The organism is Corynebacterium sp. LaCa_205, from assembly GCF_057458085.1.
In genome coordinates, this window is the sequence record NZ_CP190931.1 from 951,702 (window position 1) to 971,977 (window position 20,276).

Sequence of the window (20,276 nt, forward strand, 5' to 3'; positions counted from 1 at the left end):
AAGACCGCCCCGACACCATACTTCGGTGTTTTCGAACTGCTTCGAACAGGGCAGGAAATCTGGGCTAGGAAAGTCTAGGAGCTGCGCAATGGAGTTTATAGCCGCAATCGCGTAGGGTTGGTGAAGCAATGAGCATTACCGATAACGCCACCGGCGGCGTCAACGAGCCGGAAGATTTTAAAAAGTCGGAATCTCAGGACAACTCGCAAGGTGTCACCAAAGACACCAGGGCTGCGAATACTTCTGAGGACACCGGCGCTGAGTCTCAAGACTCGGCCAACGACAATTCCCAGGGGTTCGCGCATCTTGGCCTGCCAGAGAAGATTCTGGAAGCCGTTGCGAAAGTAGGCTTTACCAAGCCGTCCCCCATTCAAGAAGAAACCATCCCGATCTTGATGGAAGGCCGCGACGTAGTCGGCCTTGCCCAGACCGGTACCGGCAAAACCGCGGCCTTCGCGCTGCCGGTTCTGTCGCAAATTGATGCCAAGGCCTGTCACCCGCAGGCACTTGTGCTCGCGCCAACCCGTGAGCTGGCCCTGCAGGTGGCAGACTCCTTCCAGTCCTTCGCCGAGTCCCTCAAGGGCGTCGAGGTACTGCCTATCTATGGCGGTCAGGCCTACGGCATTCAGCTATCCGGTCTGCGCCGCGGTGCACAGGTCATCGTGGGTACTCCAGGTCGCGTCATCGACCACTTGGAGAAGGGCTCGCTGGACCTATCTCAGCTGCAGTTCCTTGTCCTTGATGAGGCCGATGAAATGCTGAACATGGGCTTCCAGGAAGACGTTGAGCGTATCTTGGAGGACACCCCGGATCGCAAGCAGGTGGCGCTTTTCTCGGCTACCATGCCGAACGCTATCCGTCGCCTGTCTAAGCGCTACCTCGACAACCCTGCCGAGGTCACGGTGAAGTCCGAGCGCCGCACCAATGACAACATTACGCAGCGCTTCCTCCTCATCCCGCATCGCGCGAAGATGGATGCCTTCACCCGCATCCTTGAGGTCATTAATTATGATGCCATCATCGTCTTTTGCCGCACGAAGCACGAGACCGAAGAGGTAGCCCAGACCCTGCGGGACCGCGGTTTTAGCGCCGCAGCCATCAACGGTGATATTGCGCAGGCGCAGCGCGAGCGTACCGTCGATCAGCTCAAGGATGGCCGTCTGGACATCCTCGTGGCTACCGATGTTGCCGCTCGTGGCCTCGACGTCGACCGCATCACCCACGTGGTTAACTTCGATATTCCTAACGACACCGAGTCCTACGTGCACCGCATCGGCCGCACCGGCCGCGCGGGGCGCTCTGGCGAAGCCATCCTGTTCGTCACTCCGCGCGAGCGACGCATGCTGCGTTCCATTGAGCGCGTAACCAATGCCCGCTTGGAAGAAATGGATTTGCCTTCCGTCGATGAGGTCAATGAAAAGCGCAAGGAAAAGTTCGCGCAGTCCATTACCAACTCCATGGACAATAAGCAGGCGGACTTTTTCCGCTCCTTGGTGCGCAAGTACTCCGAGGACAACAACGCGGCCATGGACGATATTGCTGCAGCCCTCGCCGTTATGCTGCAAGGCGGAAAGAACTTCCTCATGGAGGATAAGCCGCTACCAAAGCCCAAGCGTGATCGCCGGGACGATCGTAAGCGCGACCGTGATTTCAAGGGTGGCGGCAAGGGCCGTGGGCCAAAGCGGCCGGATGGTGACTTTGAGACGTACCGATTGGACGTCGGCAAGCGGCAAAATGTGCGCCCGGGAGCCATCGTGGGTGCCATCGCCAATGAGGGTGGCTTGTCCGCCAAGGACTTTGGTCGCATCACCATCGCGGTAGGCCACACCTTGGTGGACCTGCCGAAGAATTTGGATCCAGCTGTGCTCAAGCGCCTAAAAGATACGCGCATTTCCGGCCAGCTCATCAATATTCAAAAGGACACCGGCCGACCACCACGCCGTGATCACGGCGGTGGACGCAAGCGCGGTGGACGCTGGCGCGACTAAATTTTTCGACTCAATGGGCCTCTTCGGAGGCCCATTTTTTCATGCGCTGTGACCAGCAGTTTTACTATAAACGGGGGTAGCGTGTCGGGGCGATTTTATATACTAAAAGCGCAAACATGTTCTAGGGAAACTTCTGCGGGGGAAGTCTATGAATGCGCCCTACTTTGCCAATACCAATTCGCAAAATTCAACCTCACGAGCAGCTACAACCATACGCAAGGCCGAATACTTGTTATGGAGGCGCCTGCATCCAGATCCGGATGAGGATATCGAAATCATCAGCCAATCGTTGTCGGACCTTACTGGTACGCGGCAGTCTCGAATTAGAAATATTATCTTCGCCTTTGAGCGCTTAAAGGAGCTACCACACCTTCAAGCGCGGCAGGAAGAGCTCTACCACCTAGATTTAGACCGCTTAATTACTATCGACCAGACACTTTCCAAGCTAGGGGAGATTGACGCCGATAAACGGCTGCTTATCGACGCCGAATTAACCACCTACCTCACCCCCAAGCGCCCCAACCAAAAATTGCCGTCCCATCGCAACCTGCGGCGTAAGTTGCGGGAGCTTATTGTCCGCCTCGATCCCACTATCGCCGCGCGCGATCCACGTCGGAAGGAGTCCTATAATCTCGAGCCCACGGGAGGGGAGTGGGCCGCAGTATGCCTCGACGTGGGCCTAGAAACCGCCGAAATCATTGACCGAAATATCCGCAGCGTGGCTACGGAGAAGGACATTTCCTTGGCCCAAGCGGCAGTTGCTCTGCTCACCGGCAAGGCTGAAGCCAAGGCGAAGGTGGTGCTCAATATGTACCGCTGCGATCTTCCTGATGCGCCAGCCTTCGTTCAAAGTTTGGGTTGGGTCTCGCCAGAGGTTGCCGACGACATGCAAAAGCGGGCGACAACCGTCCGCGATATGGAAAAGGCAGCACAGGACGAAAGTGGAAACTACGTAACGCCGCCCCATATCCGTGCCTTTGTGGAAGGACTCGACGGAACCTGCCGATGGCCCGGCTGCACGCGGCCAGCAATGGCTTCCCAGATGGACCATCGACACGACTTTGCCGAAGGAGGGCCTACGGCGGCGGCCAATCTTGCGTGCCTATGCCAACATCACCACAACATCAAGACTGATGGGCGGGCCTTTTATATAAAGGATCCGATTAGTGGGGACATAGTCTGGCTTTTTGAGGATTCCACGTGGGTCTATGACGAAGCTAGCGGGCCACTCGCAGCGAAAAATCGGAGGTGGGCGCAGACGGTGGCGCAGGCGACACAGCGGCGTCGGCACAATGCGCACGAGGATGCACAGAGATTGAAAGAAGAGCTGGAAAACGAGAAACGGGACAGCGAAGAAACTGTCCCGGAAGAGTAGATGGCCTTCTAGAAGACCAATTAGAAGTGGACGTACATCAGGATTAGGCAGATGATCCATAGGAGGTTAAATACGCCACCGAACGCGGACAGTGGCTTCTTTGCCGCCGCGTAGTCAAAGGTTTCGTTTGACTCGAGGGAGGCCATTGCCTTCTTCTGCTTAGGGATGATGACGAAGAAGAGCAAGCACCACGCGACGATGGCAACCAAGATGGCGATGTGGAAGTTTACCTCGGACTTGTAGGCGCTGATATCGGAGAGAAATACGCCGAGCCCGAGGATAGGCACAATAGCGGAAATGTAGCCATAGGTATTGGTTATGTTATGCAAAACGCGGGCGGAGCCTAGTGCTGCGTGCTCACCTTGTGCTGCCTTTGCCATCTGCGTCTGGAAGCTGGAGGTAGATACGCAGACTGGACCGATTAAGAGAATAGCTGCAGCCACGTGGAGGAATACAAGGAAAGTAGTCATTGAAAGAACCCTTCAATCGCGGAAAGTTGCCACATTTACCCTAATCAATTTCCGGTGAGTAGGGCTATCCGACATTGCCTTTGCATGGCGCGCACGTCCGCGGAAGGGAGCGGAAGCGAGTACTTGCGGGCGATGTCTGCGAGGCGGCGAGAATATTCGCAGCGGTTGGTCGGCGGAAGCCATTCGGCAGGAAGAGCATCTGACTTTTCTTGGTTGAGCTTGCGGCTGGTGGCTACGAGATTGAGCGGATCGTTGCCAAAGCGCACTTTGGTCTCGCGGTCCCACTCGGAAGCGCCCATGTCATAGGCCGCGGAGAGCGGAAAGATGTGGTCGATCTCTATGGGTGAAGTGGCAGGAATGGTGGTGCCACTATAAGGGTCATAGACAGTCCCACTGCGGGCATGGCAATCGTGGAGGGGATCGCTGGCCTGGCTTTCCAGAATGGCCTCGCGGGTGCTACAGGCACCGTGGGGCTGCCAGATGCCGAAATCATCGCGATTGTAACCAGCGGCGTTAGGGCGTGCAGCTACGGTATCGACCTCAAAACGTGGAAAAGGCCACGCATACCATGCGCCGATAAGGACGGTGACGCATGATAGCGCGGCCAGATAATAGGACTTCATGTCCTATTGGACTGCGTGGAGTCCGTGATGGTTCCGATTATTTATCGGTGACCTTTTCTGCGGCCTCCTCGAAGTCGAGGCTGGAGTCATTTTCCACGAGCTTGGCCAGCTTGGTGGCCTCTTCAAACTCGCTAACAACTTCCGGTGCTGGCTCCTTGGTGAGCTTGGTGACGATGACCGCCACAATGAGGGCCAGGAAGAAGCCAGGAACCATCTCGTAGAGGGTATCGGAAAGCGGAGACATGCCCCAGCCGATGGCTACGATGGCGCCGGTGAGCATGCCGGCAATCGCGCCGGTGGCGTTGAAACGCTTCCAGTACAGGGACAGCAAGATGATTGGGCCGAAAGCGGAACCGAAGCCTGCCCACGCAAAGCCCACAAGGCCAAGGATGGAGTCAGACGGGTTGATCGCCAAGAGGGCAGCAATGACCGCGATGGCAACGATTGCGGTGCGGGAGAGATTGATGAGGACCTGTTCGCCTGGCTTCTTCTTGGCAAAGATGAGGAAGAGGTCCTCGATGAGGGAAGTAGAGACGACGAGCATCTGGGAAGACATGGTGGACATGATGGCGGCAAGAACCGCGGTCAGGACGAAGCCTGCGGGCAACGGGTGCATCATGGCCTGTGCCATGTCCAGGAAGATGGTTTCGAAATTGTCCTGGTCGGTGATGCTGTGGCCGGTTTGGGTGAAGTAAACGGTGCCAGAGAGCGCGACGAAGATTGCGCCGATGACGGACAGGCCCATCCAAGTCACGCCGTAGAAGCGGCCTTGGCTGGCGTCGGAAGGCTTACGCAGCGCCATGAAACGGACAACGATGTGCGGCTGGCCAAAGTAGCCCAAGCCCCAGGCCAGGTTGCCGATGATAACGCCGGCGGATACGCCTGCGAACATGGAGAAGTAGCTGTCATTTTCTACTACGCCATCGGTGCCATAGGGATTATTGGCGGCAAACGAGAAGATCGAGGATGGATCGCTGAGAGAGACAATGGCCATGATCGGCACGATCATCAGGGCGACGAACATAAGAACGCCCTGGACGACGTCCGTGTAAGACACCGCCAAAAAGCCGCCGACGAAAGTGTAGAAGATGGTCACCGCAGCGATGACGAGCATGCCGGTGAGGTAGTCGCCACCGAAGGTGGACTCGAAGTAGCGGCCACCGGAAACCATGCCGGAGGAGACGTAGAAGGTAAAGAAGAAAATAATGATGGCTGCGGAGATGATGCGCAGCAGGCGGGACTTATCGTGCAGGCGGTTTTCAAAGAAGGACGGCACGGTAATGGAGTTGGCCGCGATTTCCGAGTAAGAACGCAGGCGCGGTGCGACCCACTTCCAGTTAGCCCAGCAGCCGACGAGCAGGCCGATGGCCATCCACAGCTCGGACATGCCGGAAAGGAATAGAGCTCCGGGCAGGCCCATGAGTAGCCAGCCGGACATATCGGATGCGCCAGCGGAAAGAGCCGCTACGAATGGGTGCAGGCCACGGCCGCCCAAAACATAATCGTCATATTGGTCGGTTTGTTTGTAGCTCCAGTAGCCAATGGCTGCCATCGCGAGGAGATACACGATCATCGCAATGACGTACCAAGTTGAATCTTGCACATTTTACTCCTTGTAGTGATATGTAGGACATATTCACGTTAACGGGGTCACAAGGTTAACCCAAGCGAAAATACAGGTGTGACGCATGTCTCCGTTTGGATTTTCTATCGTTCAACTGGGAAAAGGAGAGAACATAACGAGCGTGTAACAAAATTGGCAGGGCTGCTATGCTGGCGGTTATGGCTTCTTACCTCGTGCATGGACTGTGGCTCCCCGTTACGGGGCTTGGTCTGTGGATTGAACAGGTAGAAGGGCACAAGATTGTCATGCCCAATGCCGTTCCTGAAGGCACCTTCCCGCCGGCGGTAGAGTCCATCCTGGGGAAGAAATCTTTCCGCAACCGGGCGCGGGTCTCGCTGCGCACGCCCAAGGGCAAGGACGTGTCCTTGATGGTGCCGATGGCAATGTTCGGCCCAGAAGAGGCCGTCGCGGCGCTTGCTCAGATGGAACACCTGAATCACAAGCCGCCTGCCACCATCGCTCCAGACCTTCAGTGGCTGCTCCATGCCTACAGTGGCCTATGCAAATTCGTGCGCGCCGGGCGCGTGACGTTCCGGCTGGCTTACCAGGCCAATGAGTGGTTCCCCATGTGGCAGCTGGCCTCCGGCTTGGGGGAGCGCGGGTGGCTTGCAGAGATGATGGCAGCCGCGCCCGGCATCTTGCATGTTAATAACCGGGCACTGTCGGATGATATGGCCGATGAGCTCACGCACTGGATCGCGTTTCGAGAGCTGCGGCCCGTGGCGGAAGCACCGCGGCCGATGCCGTGGCACGAGTTCGCCCGCGCCCTGCTCGATACGCGGTCGATCCGGCGTGGGCGCGCACAACTTTTGCGCGGGCTCAATGAGTGGAAGAATTCCATCTACGAGGTGGAACTCCAATTGGTCTACATCGTGGAAGAACCGGCAGAAGATGACCCGGATGCGGCCAAGTGGCCGGTGCGCGTGCGGGTGCGCTCGGGCACGGATGCTCCGCGGCCGGTGTCAGCGCAGAGTCTGGATAGGGCGAGCGTCGAAAAGCTGAGGGAAGCCCACCGCAAGGCCGTGCGCATCGCTCCCACGCTGGGGGAGACCGCACAACTGCCGCAACCTGGCGATGGTGACTGGGATGTCTACTTAGAAACCCACCAGCTCACCCATTTTGTCACTCACGAGGTGGACAAGCTCAAGGCCAGTGGCGTGACTGTCATGCTGCCCAAGGCCTGGGCGCAGATGGAAACGAAGGCCAAGCTGGAAACCCACGAGGCCCGCGATCCGGCCGAGGCCGCCACTAAAAAGCACATTGGCATGAATAAGCTGGTGGACTATAACTGGCGCATGTCCGTGGGCGATGTGGAGTTGACCGAGGAAGAGATGGAGGACTTGGTCAATTCCAAGTCCGGACTTATCCAGTTACGCGGCAAGTGGGTCATGGCCGATAAGCAGGTTGTCTCCCAGGTCTCCGGATACATGGATGCGCTGCGGGAGAAGTCCCTGGCGCGCAAGAAGAAGGAACTTGAGCAGCTGGCCGCTACCGCGGAGATAGCCAAGCAGCTCGGCGAACCCGGTTGGGAAGCCTTAATGGCGGACGTGGAGCGGCGCCGCCAAGAGTTCAACGAGGGTGGCGAAGAACACGAGCAGGTTACCGTGGCTGAGCTGCGCGAGCTGGCGCTCGAGTCCATGACCCAAGAACCCATCGAGTTCACTGGCAGTACCTGGCATACGGCCCTGCTCGGCGGGGTGGACAAGGTCGCCCCAGAGCGCGTGGACATTCCCAAAACTGTCCATGCGGAGCTGCGCGAGTACCAGCGTCGCGGCGTCGACTGGCTGTATTGGATGTCTCGCAATGGCATAGGCGCCGTGCTTGCCGACGACATGGGGCTCGGCAAAACCCTCCAACTACTGTCCCTTCTCGCGGTGGAAAAGGAGCGCGGTGAGCAGACTGGCCCCACGCTCGTCGTGGCGCCAACCTCCGTGGTAGGAAACTGGGCGCGCGAGGCGCAGCGCTTCGTCCCGGATTTCAAGGTTATGGTGCAACATGGTCCAAGCCGCCCGCGGGGCGAAGACTTCGCTCAAGCCGCTACTGAGTGCGACCTGGTTATCACCACATATGGCACCGTGGGCCGCGATTTTAAGGACATGGGCGAGGTAGGCTGGCAGCGCGTTGTTCTAGATGAGGCCCAGGCCATCAAGAACTCCGCGACGCGATCATCCAAGGCCGTGCGCTCGCTGCCCTCGGAGCACCGCGTGGCGCTGACCGGTACCCCGGTGGAAAATCGCCTCTCGGAGATGCGCTCCATCCTGGACTTTTGTAATCCCGGAGTATTGGGCTCCGCCTCGTTCTTCCGCAATCACTTTGCTAAGGCCATCGAGCGCAATGATGACGAAGAGATGTCTGAACGCCTGCGCCAGCTCACCGCGCCGTTTATCCTTCGCCGTGTGAAGACGGATCCGAATATTATCGACGATCTGCCTGAAAAGTCCGAGCAAATCCTTACCGTGTCCATGACCACCGAGCAGGCCGCCCTGTATAAAGCACTGGTCAACCAGGTGAAAAAAGACCTGCAGGAAGCTACGGGAATGAATAAGCGTGGGCTGGTGTTGTCCTCGCTCACCCGTATCAAGCAGATTTGTAATCACCCCGCGCATTACCTGGGCGATAGCTCGCCGGTGACGCTCAAGGGCAAGCATCGCTCCGGCAAGGTTAAAGAACTCATGCGCATCGTGGACGAGGCCACTGAATCCGGCGAGCGCCTCTTGGTCTTTACCCAATACAAGGCCTTTGGCGATATCCTGCAGCCATACCTTAGCGATCAGCTCGGCCGGGAGATCCCCTTCCTCCACGGCGGGGTGAGCAAAAATAAGCGCGACCAGATGGTGGAAGACTTCCAGTCCGAGGATGGTCCGCCGGCGATGATCCTTTCGCTCAAGGCCGGCGGTACCGGCCTGAACCTGACGGCTGCTTCCATCGTCGTCCACATGGACCGCTGGTGGAACCCGGCGGTGGAAAACCAGGCGACGGACCGCGCCTTCCGCATTGGCCAGCGCCGCAATGTGCAGGTATATAAGATGATCACCGCGGGTACGCTGGAGGAATCTATCCAGGACATTTTGGATGGTAAGACGCAGCTGGCCGGCGCCGTCGTGGGCGAGGGCGAGGGTTGGCTCACCGAGCTGGACCCAGATCAGCTGGCCGCACTCATGAGCTACCGGGGGAGGGAGTAATCCATGGCTGTTAAAGGCGATGACAACGTTATCTATGCCAATTTTGGTACCCGCAAGCGGGTAAGCACCCCGGCTGAGGTCAATCACGTCGACCGCAGCGGGCGCATCCTGTCCACGACGGCCTCGCGTATCGCGGCCTTTACCTCCCACGGTGCGGATCGCGGCCGGATTACCCGCGGCCGCCAGTATGCCGAGGGCGGCCACGTCGTGGGACTGGAGGTGCGCAACGGCGCCATCCACGGCCGCGTGGCCGGCTCCCAGAATGAGCCCTTCGCGGTGCTCATCCAGTTGCCCTACCGCAATAATGACGATATTGCCCAGCTGGCCACCGAATTCGCCCGCACCCCCAACTCCATTGCCAATGCACGCAAAGGCCTGCTTGCCGACGCCGCCCTAGACACCCTTTTCGCCCCCGAGGCCGAAGACCTGCGCCTGACCTGTGACTGCCCGGACGGCGAGTACGTGTGCAAGCACATCGTGGCGGTGGGCGATAAGCTCGCCACCCGGGCGGATGCGGACCCGGCTGTCATTTTTAATATGCGTGGCTTGGACTTTGCCCGCCTGGAGCGCATGGTCCTCGAACAGGCTAAGACAGTCAGCCGCGAAAGCTTTACCCCAAGCGGGCTGTCCGAGGAAGAAAAGAATGAGATCTTCTGGAACGGCCGCGAGCTGCCGAAGCTGCCGCAGCCCAAGGTCGCCCCGGCCATCGATGACTCCGATCCGGACCTCTTGCGCAAGGCCATGCGTTCGGTTTCTCATACCAACCTGGATCTCTTGCGCGCGGTATCCGATATTGAAGACCTCTACTACCACCTCACGCACTAATGACTGCTACCACGTTTATCCATACCTCCGATTTTCAGCTGGGCATGACCCGCTGGTTCTTGAAGGGCGAGGCCCAGGGCCGATTTAATGATGACCGCGAGGCCGCGATCATGCGGCTGGGCGAGCTGGCCGAGGACACCGGGGCGGATTTCATCGTCGTAGCCGGCGATGTCTTTGAGCACAATTCCCTCTCCCGCGAAATCCTCGCCCGCGCCACGGAAATGTTTAAGCGCCTACCTGTACCGGTCTACGTCCTGCCCGGCAATCATGACCCGCTGGTGGCGGACTCGGTCTTTTATAAGACCAGCGCCGATAATGTTCACGTTATTGCGGACTCCCAGCCGATTGAGGTGGCCCCCGGCGTGGAGCTGGTTGGCGCGCCTTATCTGTCCAAGCGCGCGAACCACGACTTAGTCCGCCACGCTCTCGAGCCGCTGGAGCCGGCCGAGGGCATTCGCATCGCCGTTGGTCACGGGCAGGTGGATTCCCGCTCTGGCGAGGATGACGCCGATACCATCGATCTAGCCTTCGTTGAAGACTGCCTGGATCGCGGGGTGATTGATTACCTGGCGCTCGGCGATACCCACTCCACCGAAAGCCTCGGCACCACCGGCCGAGTGTGGTTCTCCGGCAGTCCAGAAACCACGGATTTTAAGGAAACGAGCACCGGCGGCGGCGAGTCGGATTCTGGCAATGCGCTGGTGGTGCGCGTGGGGGATGAGGTGGACGTCGAGAAGCGGCGCATCGGCCGCTGGACTTTTGAGGCCGTCGATGCCGCCGTGGATTCCGCCGAAGACGTGGACCTGTTCTTGGCACGCTTGGGCGAGTACCCGGACAAGGTGCGCACGGCCGTGAAATATAGCCTGCGCGGCACGCTCGGCATCGAGGCCCACGCCCGCCTGCAGCGCGGACTAGATGAGTACGAGGCCGTATTTGCCTCCCTGCGCCCGCGCGAGCGCACCATGGATCTCTACCTTGAGCCCAGCGATGAAGAACTAGCTAGCCTTGATATTTCCGGCTACGCGGCCGAGGCCCTGCAGGAGCTTCTGGATAACCGCGAGGATCCCGTCGCCCGCGACGCTGCCAACTTGCTATTCCGCCTGGAGGGACAGTCCTAATGCGCATTCACCGCCTAGAACTTAATAACGTCCGCGGCATTGAGCACCTGGTCCTGGATGAGTTGCCAGAAACCGGCGTCGTGGTCATCCATGGTGAGAACGAGGCCGGTAAGTCCACCATCGTGGAGGCGCTCGACGTGGTGCTTACCGAAAAGCACAACGGCCGGTCCAAACGCATTCGTGCCTTGCAACCGGTGGGCAAAGACGTGGCCCCGGAAATCACGGCTGAACTTAGCGTAGGCGACTACCGCTTTAGCATTGCCAAGCGCTGGCTTTCCAAGAAATCCTGCGAGCTACACATTTCTTCGCCGCGGCCGGCGCAATTTACCGGCAGTCAGGCCGATGATGAGTTGGAGCGTATTCTCTCGGAGCACTTGGACCGCTCGCTTGTCGACGCCCTCTTTATGCGCCAAGACGACACCGGCGAGGCCATCTCGGCCGTCGGCATTCCTAGCCTCACCCGCGCCTTGGAGCGCGAATCTGGCCTGGCCGAGGAAGAGGTCTCCGGCGATGATTCCGCGCTCCTTGCCCGCGTGGACAAGGAATATCAGCGCTACTTCACCGCGGCGAAGGGTAATCCGGCCGGCGAGTACAAGGAGTCCGCTGCAGCTCTAGCGCGCGCCGAAGAAGAATACGCAGAGGCCACCCGCGTGCTGCGGGAGCTGGACTCCGTGGTTGAGCGTTACGAGCAACTCCAGCGCGACCAATCCGCCGCCGAAGCCGAGCTTCCCGCCGCCCGAGCCGATCTCACTGAAAAGCAGAACCAGGCGGAGGAAGCCGCAACCGCGCAGGCCACACTGGATTCCCACAAAGCTACGCTCGAGCGCGCCATCGAGGATCTTGCCCGCGCCCAAGCAGCGGTTACCGAGCGCGCCGGGCTCGTCGCCACAGCCGATGAATCTGCCACGGCTGCCAAGGACGCCGAGAAGAAGCTCACCGGCGCGCAAGAAAAAGCTCAAGAAGAAGCTGCGGAAAAAGAGTCACTGGACAAGCGCCTGGCAGAGGCAAAAGAAGACTATGCCGCGGCCCGCAGCACTCTCAAACAGGCTCGCCGCCTGCAAGATAGGCAGAGATTTGAACAGTTAAGCGCCCGGTTGGAATCACTCGACGCCCTCGCCGCCGAGGTAGACCAAGCCCGCGCGGCCATTGCCCAGCGTGGACGCGAGATCACCGCGGCCGATATCAGCAGCCTGCATAAGGCGGACTCGGCGCTGTCTGTGGCCACGCGCCTGCACGAGGCTGCGGCCGCCAAGGTGCACTTTTCGGGTCCGGATGGTTCTAGGATCCGTGTTGATGGGGAGGACGTCGAGATAGGCGAGGACACCGCCATCGAGCTTGTCGACGCCCGAGTTATCACCATCGGAAAAATTACCGCTCGCTTCTCCGCTGGGGCCTACTCAGCCGAAGACACCCTGCGCGATGTGGAACAGGCTCGCATACGACTGCAGGACCTGCTCGATACCCTTGGCGTGGATTCTGTCGAAGCGGCCGAAAAGACCCATGAGGAGCACCGCGCGCTCAACGACACTCTGGATGCCGCCACCCGGGCTCTTGCCGTGGAACTGGGGCCGGATGATTTAGGTGACCTCCGCGCCCAGCATTCCGCTTTGTCCGAGAAGGTGGCGGACCTTGAAGATGCGGGTGAGGTCGATCTCGCTGCCGCCGAAGCCGCGGAAGAAGCAGCCAGCGAAAAAGTCAATGCGCTCGACCGCAAGCTTGTGCCGTATCGCGAAAGCCGTCTTGCCCACGAGGTAGTGCGCTTAAACGCCGAGCTGACCGCCGCCCGCGAGAATGCACAGCGCGTGACCAGGGAGCTCTCCTCCGCGCGAGAGCATGCCGCCGACGAGGCGCTCCATGCCGAGGTCACCCGTTTGGAGACCGTCGTGGCGGAGCTGCGCGGGCAGCTGGAGCAGATGGAAGCGGTTGATCTTGATACCGCCAATTCGCTGGTAGAAGGCGCGAAGTCCCACCTGGAATACCTCACTGGACGCATCCAGCGTTGTGAGGTGGACCTTGGCAGGCTGTCGAGCGAAATCAACTTCCACTCTGGTGCCGCCGAGCGCGCCCAGCAGGCCACCGCAGCGGTAGAGATGGCTCGCGCGGTGTACGAGAGCGTAGACAAGCGCGCGCAAGCAGCTCGCTATCTGCGCGAACTTTTACTCAAGCACCGCGATGCCGCCCGCCAGCGTTACGCCGCGCCCTTCGTGGACGCACTCTCACAGCTGGCTCGCACCGTTTATGGTGGCGATATCACCTTCGAACTCGATGAAGATCTCCGCGTGACCGCCCGTACCCAGGATAAAGAGACGGTGAACCTGGCCAGCTTGTCCGGCGGTGCTCGCGAGCAGTTGGCCATCCTCACCCGCTTTGCCATTGCGCAATTGGTAGGGGCGGAGTCGGTGCCGGTCATCGTGGACGATGCGCTGGGTTCTACCGACGCGCACCGCCTGCAACTCATGGCTACGCTCTTTTCCCACGTGGGACGGGATAACCAGGTATTGGTCTTTACCTGCATGCCGGAGCGCTATTCTCGCGTGCCGGGGCGCAGCGAGCGCGCCATTGCTTCCCTCAAAGGGGTAATCTAGTGCCATGCCTTCTCAAACTCGCTGGTTAGACGACGAGGAGCAGGAACTATGGCGCCTGCTCCTTGGCGCTGTGCGCAAGATTAATAGGGGAATGGATGAAACGCTCAAGGCCGGCGGCGAGGTATCTGCCTCCGAGTTTGCTGTCCTCGTTGCCTTGTCTGAGGCACCGGAGCAGCACCTGCGCCTGCACGAGTTGTGCACGCAGCTAGAGTGGGATCGCTCCCGCGCCTCCCACCAAGTAACCCGCATGGAAAAGCGCGGCCTGCTTTATAAAGAACCAGACGCGGTAGATGCCCGTGGGATCAATGTGTGCGTTACTCACGTGGGCATAGAACACTTGCGGCGCGCCGCCCCCGAACATGTGGAATCAGTCCGCCGCATGGTTTTTGACCACCTGCAGCCCGAGGACGTGCCTGCGCTGCGGCGCTTTTTTAACGGCGTTTTGCAGGCCAAAAACCTCCCAGGCTATGAGGGATACGTGCCAGATTCGCTACTACACGGAAGGGATTAAGCTCCATGATGGGACAAGAGCTCTTTGAGCACCCAAAGAAACAATATAAGACCTACGGAATCACCGCGTTGGAGGAGCTTAGTCCACGCATCGGTGACCCCGAAGCGCACCTGGATGATGCCGCCAGCGAGGAACAAGTCTCCGCTATGGAAGAGGCCCTAGAGGCCTACCCAGACTCCGTGTTGACCTATGACCAAGACACCGAGCTATGGATTGTCGGCGCGGAAGAGGACATCGAGCGCATGCTCGCGGACCGCGAGTCTTTCGTAGAGGCACTGCTCAATAACGAGGACCCCGGAATCTAAGGGCGAAATTTCGGCGTCAATCAAAAGTGCGAGGAATGCGGCCTTATAAGCACTTAACTGTTAAGATATCCGTAGTTAATCCTCGGTGGATCGAAAGGTTTTATCATTATGAACGAGCGTGAGGCTCAGGAACAGCGCGAAGCAGCAGCTCGCGATAAGGGCAAGGGCTGGGTTCCCGTATTCCTTCAGTGGATTCCTTCCATGCTGCTAGCCGTAGTGATGCTGGCAGCCATGTTCTTCGGTATGTACTACATCGAGCACGGCACCTTGGACATCACCCAGCCGATCACCAACGAGTTCATTACTCAGTAGCTTCGGCTCATAGAAGAATCCGGCTCCCCCTTGCACACGGCAGGGGAGCCGGATTATTTTTATTTGCCCACCGCCTGGCGCCAGGTCATCTTGCGTCCATTATTCAAAATGGCGCGGCGGTAGATGCGACCGACTAGCACGATAATCAGTGCGGTCACCACAGCCATGAGCACGTAGCTAGCCAGCAAGCCTAGCCAGCTGAGGTTTCCTCCGGCCACCTGCATCGGAGCGACCAGCATGGAAACCGGCGGCAACCAGGTCATGACCTGCATCCACGTGGCATCCAGATGCATCCAGCCGAACATTGGTACATACATGGTGGCAAAGACAAGGAATAAAATAGGTGCCTGCGTGGACTGGAGATCCTCGGTGCGCTGCACCATGGAGCCGGCTGCAGCGTAAAGGCTGCCAAAGAAAAGCAGGCCTAGAATCTCGCCCACAAGGAGGACGGCTACCAAGCCATAATCTAGCTCGAAATCACTAGCCAGGCCGGATGCAGTAAGCGAGATTGCGCCACCGCCCAGAATGAGGAGGGTAGCCAAGAAACCGATGATGGTATTGCCCAAAATCTTGCCGGCCAGGAAGTCTACTGGGCGCACGGAGGACAAGATAATTTCCACCACGCGGGAGGACTTTTCCTCCGTGACGCGGCCGCCAATCAGGCCAGCGAAAGTCATGATGGAAAAGACCACCGCCATTGCGCCAATGAGGACCGTGGCCACGCCGGCCATCTTTTGTTCAGTGCCATCCTCTTCTTCTAGGTTCACCTGATTTACAGCGGTAGAAGGGGTAGCCTTTTCTAGCTCTTGCGGGTCAATATTGAGCTTATCCAGCGCCGTTGCTTGTGCTTGAGAAGAAACGATTTGGTTGACGGTGGTCGTTACCGTGGCAGGCGTATCACCCTTGCTCAAAAGATCCCAGCCGTCGTTTTCTGCCGGAACGAGCGCGGCATCGGCCTCGTCATTTTCTACCAATTGCTGGGCTTCCGCGCGGTCTTTCGCCGCGGTGGCATCGATGCCGGAATCTTTGAAGGCAGTTGCTTCCATCCCCACGACGGCTACGGAATCAGGTTCATCATCGCCGCTGAAGAAGCTGATAGCAATCGGGGCGATAATGGCGCCGAGAATGAGCAGCAGCATTGTGCCCACTACCATCTTCGACTTCAGTGCGACTGCCATTTCGCGCTTGGCTACAACTCCGATGGTCTTCATTGCGGAATACTGCATGGCTTAGGCCTCCTCATTCTGGTTGCTGGTGACGACGTCCTGGAAAAGCTCGGTCAGGTCTGGGATCTTGCGGCCGAAGGAGTGGACTGGGCCAGCGGCTAGGGCAGCCTGCAGGATCGTCTGGTCATCAACGCTGGGATCTGCTTGGACTACCACGGCGTCGGGAGTTTCGGCCACCAGCTCCGTGCCCTCCGGGTACCAGCCGCGTGCTGGGGTAGCGACCTCAAAGCGCGGCGGGCCCTGGCTGCGCAGCTTATCGACGCCCCCTTCGGCCACCATGTGCCCCTTCGTCACAATGCCCACGCGGTCACATAAGCGCTGCACCAAGTCCAACTGGTGCGAAGAAAATATAACCGGTACGCCGCGGGCGGCGCGTTCACGCAGCATGTCAGACATCACGTTGACCGCTACCGGGTCGAGTCCAGAGAAAGGCTCATCCAAAATCAGCATGTCCGGATCGTGGATGAGGGAGGCGGCCAGCTGCACTCGCTGCTGGTTGCCTAGGGAGAGATCATCGAGCTTATCGTCCATGCGCTCACCGAGCCCAGCTGTTCTAGGAGTTCAGTGCCGGCCCGCTTAGCAGCCGACTTATCCATGCCATGCAGCGTGCCGAGGAAGACCAGCTGGCTCAGCAGGGGCTCTTTGCCGTAGAGTCCGCGCTCTTCTGGCATATAGCCAATGCGGCGGCGATTATCGTCATTAATTGGGGCGTTATCAAAGTAGACTTCGCCGGAGTCTTTAGACAGCACGCCAAGCGCGATACGCATGGTGGTGGACTTTCCGGCGCCGTTGGAGCCGACAAACCCGAAGATTTCGCCCTCGCCAACGCTAAAGGTCATATCCCGCAGGGCTTGCGTCTCCCCGAAGGATTTATTGAGGTGGTCAATGGTCAAGGTGGGCATATTAGTGCTCCGTGTTCTGGTTGAAGGTTAGTGCGTAGCCGACGGCGGGCAGGGTGGTAGAGATGAAGAAGCTAAAAAGCAGAAAATAGCCGGCCCCAAGTAAGTATTTGGTACCAATAGTGCCGGTAATCCCTCCTCCGAGGAACCAATTTCCCACGAGGAGCGTGGCGAAACCGCCGACAAATAGCAGGAAAGTAGACAGCTTGAAGGCCCTGCGGCGCCACTCATCCAGGACCTGGGCTTCATATTCATCGAGAAAAGACAGCGGCTTGCTGTCCTTGGAATCGATGGTTATGCGCAGAATGGTCCACGGGACGCACGAGAGGACCATTGCTACAGACATGGCCAAGAGAGACCAGTAGGAGGAAAACGCTAGTGCGCAGATGAGGGAAATCGCGGAAATGGCTACGCACAGATACATAGACGCGATTAATCCACGGGTGGGGCCTGGTCGGCGGAACCGCTCGGCACGGACCTTTGTAGAAACAGGGTTGTCGTTTGCTGTCATGCACCCAAGTGTTGCATAAACCCAACACTCTGGCAAGAGATTCTGCAGATTTTCTCTGGGTTGACCCTGACGTAGCGTAAGGCGCGACAATAAAATCATGGACGACATCGATGAAGTTCTTTATACCGTTGGCGAGGTAGCTGCGCTCTTCCGTATTACGGTGCGCACGCTGCATCACTGGGAGGCGCAAGGTTTGCTGTCACCCACGTGGCGCAGCTGGTCCAACTACCGGCTATATACCGAGGAGGACTGTGCCCGGGTGCAGAAGATTCTGATCTACCGCGCTACTGGTATGAAATTGACCGATATTAAACAGCTGCTAGATGGCGCTGCCTCCGATATAGAACATTTGCAGAGGCAGAGGGAAAGCTTGCTTGCCCAGCGCGACAACCTCACTGAAATGCTGGCAGCGATTGACACCTTGATGGAGGATGCAATGAATAAACGAAAGCTCACTGTGGAAGAAATTGGACAAATTGTAGGTGATGGAAATTTCGCCGCATATCAGCAAGAGGCGGAAGAGGCCTATGGATCGAGCGAGGACTGGGCAATGTATCAGCAACGCACTGCCGACTGGTCGAAGCAGAACTGGAGCGAAGCTCAGGCGGCAGTTGCTGAGGTGGAAAAGGAGCTGGCCCAGGCTGTAGCCAGTGGAGTGGCACCGGACTCGGAGGAGGCCCAGGGGCTCGTCGAAAAGCACCGCGCAGCACTCAGCGCCTTCTTTCCTGTAACGCCGGCAAAGCACTTCTTAATCTCCCGCGGCTACGTTGCCGATGAGCGCTTCCGTGCGCACTATGAGGCGCAGCAGGAAGGGCTGGCCCAGTGGTTGGCGGACGCGATTGAGCATGCGGCTAAGGCACAAGGGGTGGATACCGCCAATCCGGAGTGGAAATAGCTAGCGGGCCGGAAGATAAATAAACCGCTGGCCACCGGAAAGTACTGGTGGCCAGCGGTAACCGTGTCCCCGACAGGGATCGAACCTGCGACCTTCGGTACCGGAAACCGATGCTCTAATCCGCTGAGCTACGGAGACATCGCTGGGAAAATTCCCAACGATGTGATTTTAGCGCATGGGGTAGTGGGGGACTAAATCAACCCGGGGGCGTCGGTGGTAGTGACTTCACCGGTGCGCAAGTAGTGCACGCCGATGTCATCGACAACCTTATTCCCAGAGGCAAAGTGCGCATGGCCGGGGCCATGGACGGTGACCACACGGGACTGCATCGGCTTGGAGAGGCTCGTGTGGTATTGGTACGGCGTTTGTGGGTCGCCGGTTGCTTGAATCTGGAGGGGCTTGGTGGCGAGCTTGGAGCCGTCGAGAGGCGCCTGGCCCGTGACCGGCGCACGTCCACCACAGCCTGCGCCGGAGCCGTAGAGAGAGTTGACTTGGGTGAAGGGATCAAAGCTGACGAAGTTGGACCACAGGTAGCTCGGGTACAGCAGCGGATTTCCGGGCACGGTGTTTTCATTGCAAACGATGAGGTTTTGCATATTTATTGCTTGCGCGAAGGACTCCTGTTGTTTCTGCACGGCGTCCGGATCGGCCTGCTCCGCATCGATAGGTTCGCTACCGTTGAGGTGCTTGGCAAAGGCATCCCATCGTGAAGGGGTCGGTACAACAAGGAGGCGCGTCATGTTCAGTAACGGGGAGGCTGCCTGCACGGCGTTGGGGTTGTGAATCTTCTGGCTGAGGAACTCCGCCTGCACGCGCAATGGGCCGGTGGCAGTCATGATGTTCGCACCAGGCTGACCGGCAAACTCGAGTCCTGGAGGTAGGTCACCAATCTTGGCGTTCGGTGGCAATACGGTAGGGCGTACACCTGCCTCACGAGCTACCTTTTGAGACCACTTTTCATAGACCTGCAGCGGGGTGGTGCCGAGGTGGTACTTGGCATCATTTTTGGCAATGAACCCGAAGAGATCGTGCAGTGCCTTTTCATAGCCGCGTTGTTGCGAAGCAAAGATGCCATTCCACGCCAGCTTGGGGCTCATTCCGGAATCCAACAAGACCTTGCCGGTGTGCTCCGGATATTTGGTGGCATAAGCGGAACCGAGGTAGGTGCCATAAGAAGTACCAGCGATGTCAATCTTGTCCTCGCCCAAGGCGCGGCGAACCATCTCCCAATCTTCCAAGGTATTGGCGGTGGTTAAAGAATTGGTATAGCCCGGGGTGTTCTTCTCGCAAGCATCGCGAGTGAGTTTTCCTATCTGCAGGCTATCTCGGAGTGGGTCACTAGCAGCCGAAGCATCGCACTTGACTGGAGTGGAGCCAGGCAGGCCACGCGGTTGCACACCAATGGTGTCCCACTCATCGCGTACGGCCTGTGGCCATGGAACGGCGGTATTGCCGGCCCATCCATAGGCATCGCCACTTGGGCCACCAGGGTTGGTAAACAACGCGCCACGGCGGGCGCCTGGGTTGGCGGCGGGAACGCGCACGAAGCCGACGCTAATGGTGCCGGCCTCTGGGTTGTCGTAGTACGTAGGAACCTCGATGCGTCCGCATTCGGCGTTGTCGATGTCTACCTGTTCAGGGCAGTCTTCCCAGGAAATGGTGGGCTTGGCTGCCTGTGGTGCAGGTGCAGGCGCGGCCGTGGCAATCGGTGCAGTGATGCCCATGGTCAGTGCGGCAGCACCAAGCGTGGCCGCCAGCTTCGAAGAAAAAGAAAGCATAGGTTAGGTCTCCAGAATAAGAATTATTGGTAGACCTAGCCTATGCTTT

Annotated in this window: 16 protein-coding genes, 1 tRNA gene and 1 pseudogene; 10 read left to right on the forward strand and 8 right to left on the reverse strand. The window is 58.7% G+C overall.

Features of this window, described 5'->3' with window-relative positions:
* Positions 1-128: 128 nt before the first annotated feature.
* Positions 129-1,988: a DEAD/DEAH box helicase gene (locus tag ACP8J1_RS04695; protein WP_023021798.1), complete on the forward strand. Its 1,860-nt coding sequence runs from the start codon at positions 129-131 to the stop codon at positions 1,986-1,988.
* Between the two features lie 148 nt (positions 1,989-2,136).
* Positions 2,137-3,363 carry an HNH endonuclease signature motif containing protein gene (locus ACP8J1_RS04700; RefSeq protein ID WP_023021797.1) on the forward strand — a complete coding sequence of 409 codons (1,227 nt, stop codon included), beginning with the start codon at positions 2,137-2,139 and terminating at the stop codon, positions 3,361-3,363.
* A 20-nt stretch (positions 3,364-3,383) separates the two neighbouring features.
* Here the strand turns inward: ACP8J1_RS04700 and ACP8J1_RS04705 are convergent, their stop codons facing one another.
* The 3 genes from ACP8J1_RS04705 to putP are packed head-to-tail and all read right to left on the reverse strand — an operon-like array spanning position 3,384 to position 6,059.
* Positions 3,384-3,833: a hypothetical protein gene (locus tag ACP8J1_RS04705; protein ID WP_023021796.1), complete on the reverse strand. Its 450-nt coding sequence runs from the start codon at positions 3,831-3,833 to the stop codon at positions 3,384-3,386.
* A 44-nt stretch (positions 3,834-3,877) separates the two neighbouring features.
* Entirely contained in the window at positions 3,878-4,456 is a 579-nt protein-coding gene (locus tag ACP8J1_RS04710) for an HNH endonuclease family protein (protein WP_023021795.1), read from the reverse strand.
* Positions 4,457-4,493: 37 nt separating this feature from the next.
* On the reverse strand, positions 4,494-6,059 hold the full coding sequence (gene putP / locus ACP8J1_RS04715) for a sodium/proline symporter PutP (RefSeq protein WP_023021794.1): 1,566 nt from the start codon (positions 6,057-6,059) through the stop codon (positions 4,494-4,496).
* A 167-nt stretch (positions 6,060-6,226) separates the two neighbouring features.
* On the opposite strand from putP, the gene ACP8J1_RS04720 reads away from it, so the two are divergent.
* The 7 genes from ACP8J1_RS04720 (at position 6,227) to ACP8J1_RS04750 (ending at position 14,918) form a co-directional block, all read left to right on the forward strand.
* Positions 6,227-9,262: a DEAD/DEAH box helicase gene (locus ACP8J1_RS04720; protein WP_023021793.1), complete on the forward strand. Its 3,036-nt coding sequence runs from the start codon at positions 6,227-6,229 to the stop codon at positions 9,260-9,262.
* 3 nt (positions 9,263-9,265) lie between these two features.
* Entirely contained in the window at positions 9,266-10,087 is an 822-nt protein-coding gene (locus ACP8J1_RS04725; RefSeq protein ID WP_023021792.1) for an SWIM zinc finger family protein, read from the forward strand.
* Positions 10,087-11,205: a metallophosphoesterase family protein gene (locus ACP8J1_RS04730; protein WP_023027841.1), complete on the forward strand. Its 1,119-nt coding sequence runs from the start codon at positions 10,087-10,089 to the stop codon at positions 11,203-11,205. The genes ACP8J1_RS04725 and ACP8J1_RS04730 overlap by 1 nt, the downstream gene beginning before the upstream one ends.
* Positions 11,205-13,790 (forward strand): AAA family ATPase, encoded by a 2,586-nt coding sequence (locus ACP8J1_RS04735; protein WP_023021790.1) that lies wholly within the window; start codon positions 11,205-11,207, stop codon positions 13,788-13,790. The genes ACP8J1_RS04730 and ACP8J1_RS04735 overlap by 1 nt, the downstream gene beginning before the upstream one ends.
* Before the next feature lie 4 nt (positions 13,791-13,794).
* Positions 13,795-14,301, forward strand: a complete 507-nt coding sequence (locus ACP8J1_RS04740) for a MarR family winged helix-turn-helix transcriptional regulator (RefSeq protein WP_023021789.1) — start codon at positions 13,795-13,797, stop codon at positions 14,299-14,301.
* A 5-nt stretch (positions 14,302-14,306) separates the two neighbouring features.
* Positions 14,307-14,606, forward strand: a complete 300-nt coding sequence (locus ACP8J1_RS04745) for a hypothetical protein (protein WP_023021788.1) — start codon at positions 14,307-14,309, stop codon at positions 14,604-14,606.
* Between the two features lie 108 nt (positions 14,607-14,714).
* Entirely contained in the window at positions 14,715-14,918 is a 204-nt protein-coding gene (locus tag ACP8J1_RS04750; protein ID WP_023021787.1) for a hypothetical protein, read from the forward strand.
* Between the two features lie 59 nt (positions 14,919-14,977).
* On the opposite strand, the gene ACP8J1_RS04755 is transcribed toward ACP8J1_RS04750, so the two are convergent.
* The 3 genes and pseudogenes from ACP8J1_RS04755 to ACP8J1_RS04765 all read right to left on the reverse strand — a co-directional run bounded on the left by ACP8J1_RS04755 (position 14,978) and on the right by ACP8J1_RS04765 (position 17,554).
* Complete coding sequence (locus ACP8J1_RS04755) at positions 14,978-16,144, reverse strand: ABC transporter permease (RefSeq protein ID WP_023021786.1); 1,167 nt, start codon at positions 16,142-16,144, stop codon at positions 14,978-14,980.
* Between the two features lie 3 nt (positions 16,145-16,147).
* Positions 16,148-17,046, reverse strand: a pseudogene (locus ACP8J1_RS04760) (ABC transporter ATP-binding protein).
* A gap of 1 nt (position 17,047) precedes the next feature.
* Positions 17,048-17,554: a hypothetical protein gene (locus ACP8J1_RS04765; protein ID WP_232212588.1), complete on the reverse strand. Its 507-nt coding sequence runs from the start codon at positions 17,552-17,554 to the stop codon at positions 17,048-17,050.
* Between the two features lie 97 nt (positions 17,555-17,651).
* Between ACP8J1_RS04765 and ACP8J1_RS04770 the strand changes: the two genes are divergently transcribed.
* Positions 17,652-18,449 carry a MerR family transcriptional regulator gene (locus tag ACP8J1_RS04770; protein WP_023021782.1) on the forward strand — a complete coding sequence of 266 codons (798 nt, stop codon included), beginning with the start codon at positions 17,652-17,654 and terminating at the stop codon, positions 18,447-18,449.
* 64 nt (positions 18,450-18,513) lie between these two features.
* On the opposite strand, the gene ACP8J1_RS04775 is transcribed toward ACP8J1_RS04770, so the two are convergent.
* Both ACP8J1_RS04775 and ACP8J1_RS04780 read right to left on the reverse strand, forming a co-directional pair.
* Positions 18,514-18,587 (reverse strand) — tRNA-Arg (locus tag ACP8J1_RS04775).
* Positions 18,588-18,640: 53 nt separating this feature from the next.
* Positions 18,641-20,227, reverse strand: coding sequence for an alpha/beta fold hydrolase (locus tag ACP8J1_RS04780; RefSeq protein ID WP_023021781.1), 1,587 nt, complete (start codon positions 20,225-20,227; stop codon positions 18,641-18,643).
* Positions 20,228-20,276: the final 49 nt, after the last annotated feature.

What these genes read in the sequence shown, in the direction of transcription:
- ACP8J1_RS04695 (WP_023021798.1), top strand. Translation starts at nt 129, where the DNA reads ATGAGCATTACCGATAACGCCACCGGCGGCGTCAACGAGCCGGAAGAT.
- ACP8J1_RS04700 (WP_023021797.1), top strand. Translation starts at nt 2,137, where the DNA reads ATGAATGCGCCCTACTTTGCCAATACCAATTCGCAAAATTCAACCTCA.
- ACP8J1_RS04705 (WP_023021796.1), bottom strand. Translation starts at nt 3,833, where the DNA reads ATGACTACTTTCCTTGTATTCCTCCACGTGGCTGCAGCTATTCTCTTA.
- ACP8J1_RS04710 (WP_023021795.1), bottom strand. Translation starts at nt 4,456, where the DNA reads ATGAAGTCCTATTATCTGGCCGCGCTATCATGCGTCACCGTCCTTATC.
- ACP8J1_RS04720 (WP_023021793.1), top strand. Translation starts at nt 6,227, where the DNA reads ATGCTGGCGGTTATGGCTTCTTACCTCGTGCATGGACTGTGGCTCCCC.
- ACP8J1_RS04725 (WP_023021792.1), top strand. Translation starts at nt 9,266, where the DNA reads ATGGCTGTTAAAGGCGATGACAACGTTATCTATGCCAATTTTGGTACC.
- ACP8J1_RS04730 (WP_023027841.1), top strand. Translation starts at nt 10,087, where the DNA reads ATGACTGCTACCACGTTTATCCATACCTCCGATTTTCAGCTGGGCATG.
- ACP8J1_RS04735 (WP_023021790.1), top strand. Translation starts at nt 11,205, where the DNA reads ATGCGCATTCACCGCCTAGAACTTAATAACGTCCGCGGCATTGAGCAC.
- ACP8J1_RS04740 (WP_023021789.1), top strand. Translation starts at nt 13,795, where the DNA reads ATGCCTTCTCAAACTCGCTGGTTAGACGACGAGGAGCAGGAACTATGG.
- ACP8J1_RS04745 (WP_023021788.1), top strand. Translation starts at nt 14,307, where the DNA reads ATGATGGGACAAGAGCTCTTTGAGCACCCAAAGAAACAATATAAGACC.
- ACP8J1_RS04750 (WP_023021787.1), top strand. Translation starts at nt 14,715, where the DNA reads ATGAACGAGCGTGAGGCTCAGGAACAGCGCGAAGCAGCAGCTCGCGAT.
- ACP8J1_RS04755 (WP_023021786.1), bottom strand. Translation starts at nt 16,144, where the DNA reads ATGCAGTATTCCGCAATGAAGACCATCGGAGTTGTAGCCAAGCGCGAA.
- ACP8J1_RS04765 (WP_232212588.1), bottom strand. Translation starts at nt 17,554, where the DNA reads ATGACAGCAAACGACAACCCTGTTTCTACAAAGGTCCGTGCCGAGCGG.
- ACP8J1_RS04770 (WP_023021782.1), top strand. Translation starts at nt 17,652, where the DNA reads ATGGACGACATCGATGAAGTTCTTTATACCGTTGGCGAGGTAGCTGCG.
- ACP8J1_RS04780 (WP_023021781.1), bottom strand. Translation starts at nt 20,227, where the DNA reads ATGCTTTCTTTTTCTTCGAAGCTGGCGGCCACGCTTGGTGCTGCCGCA.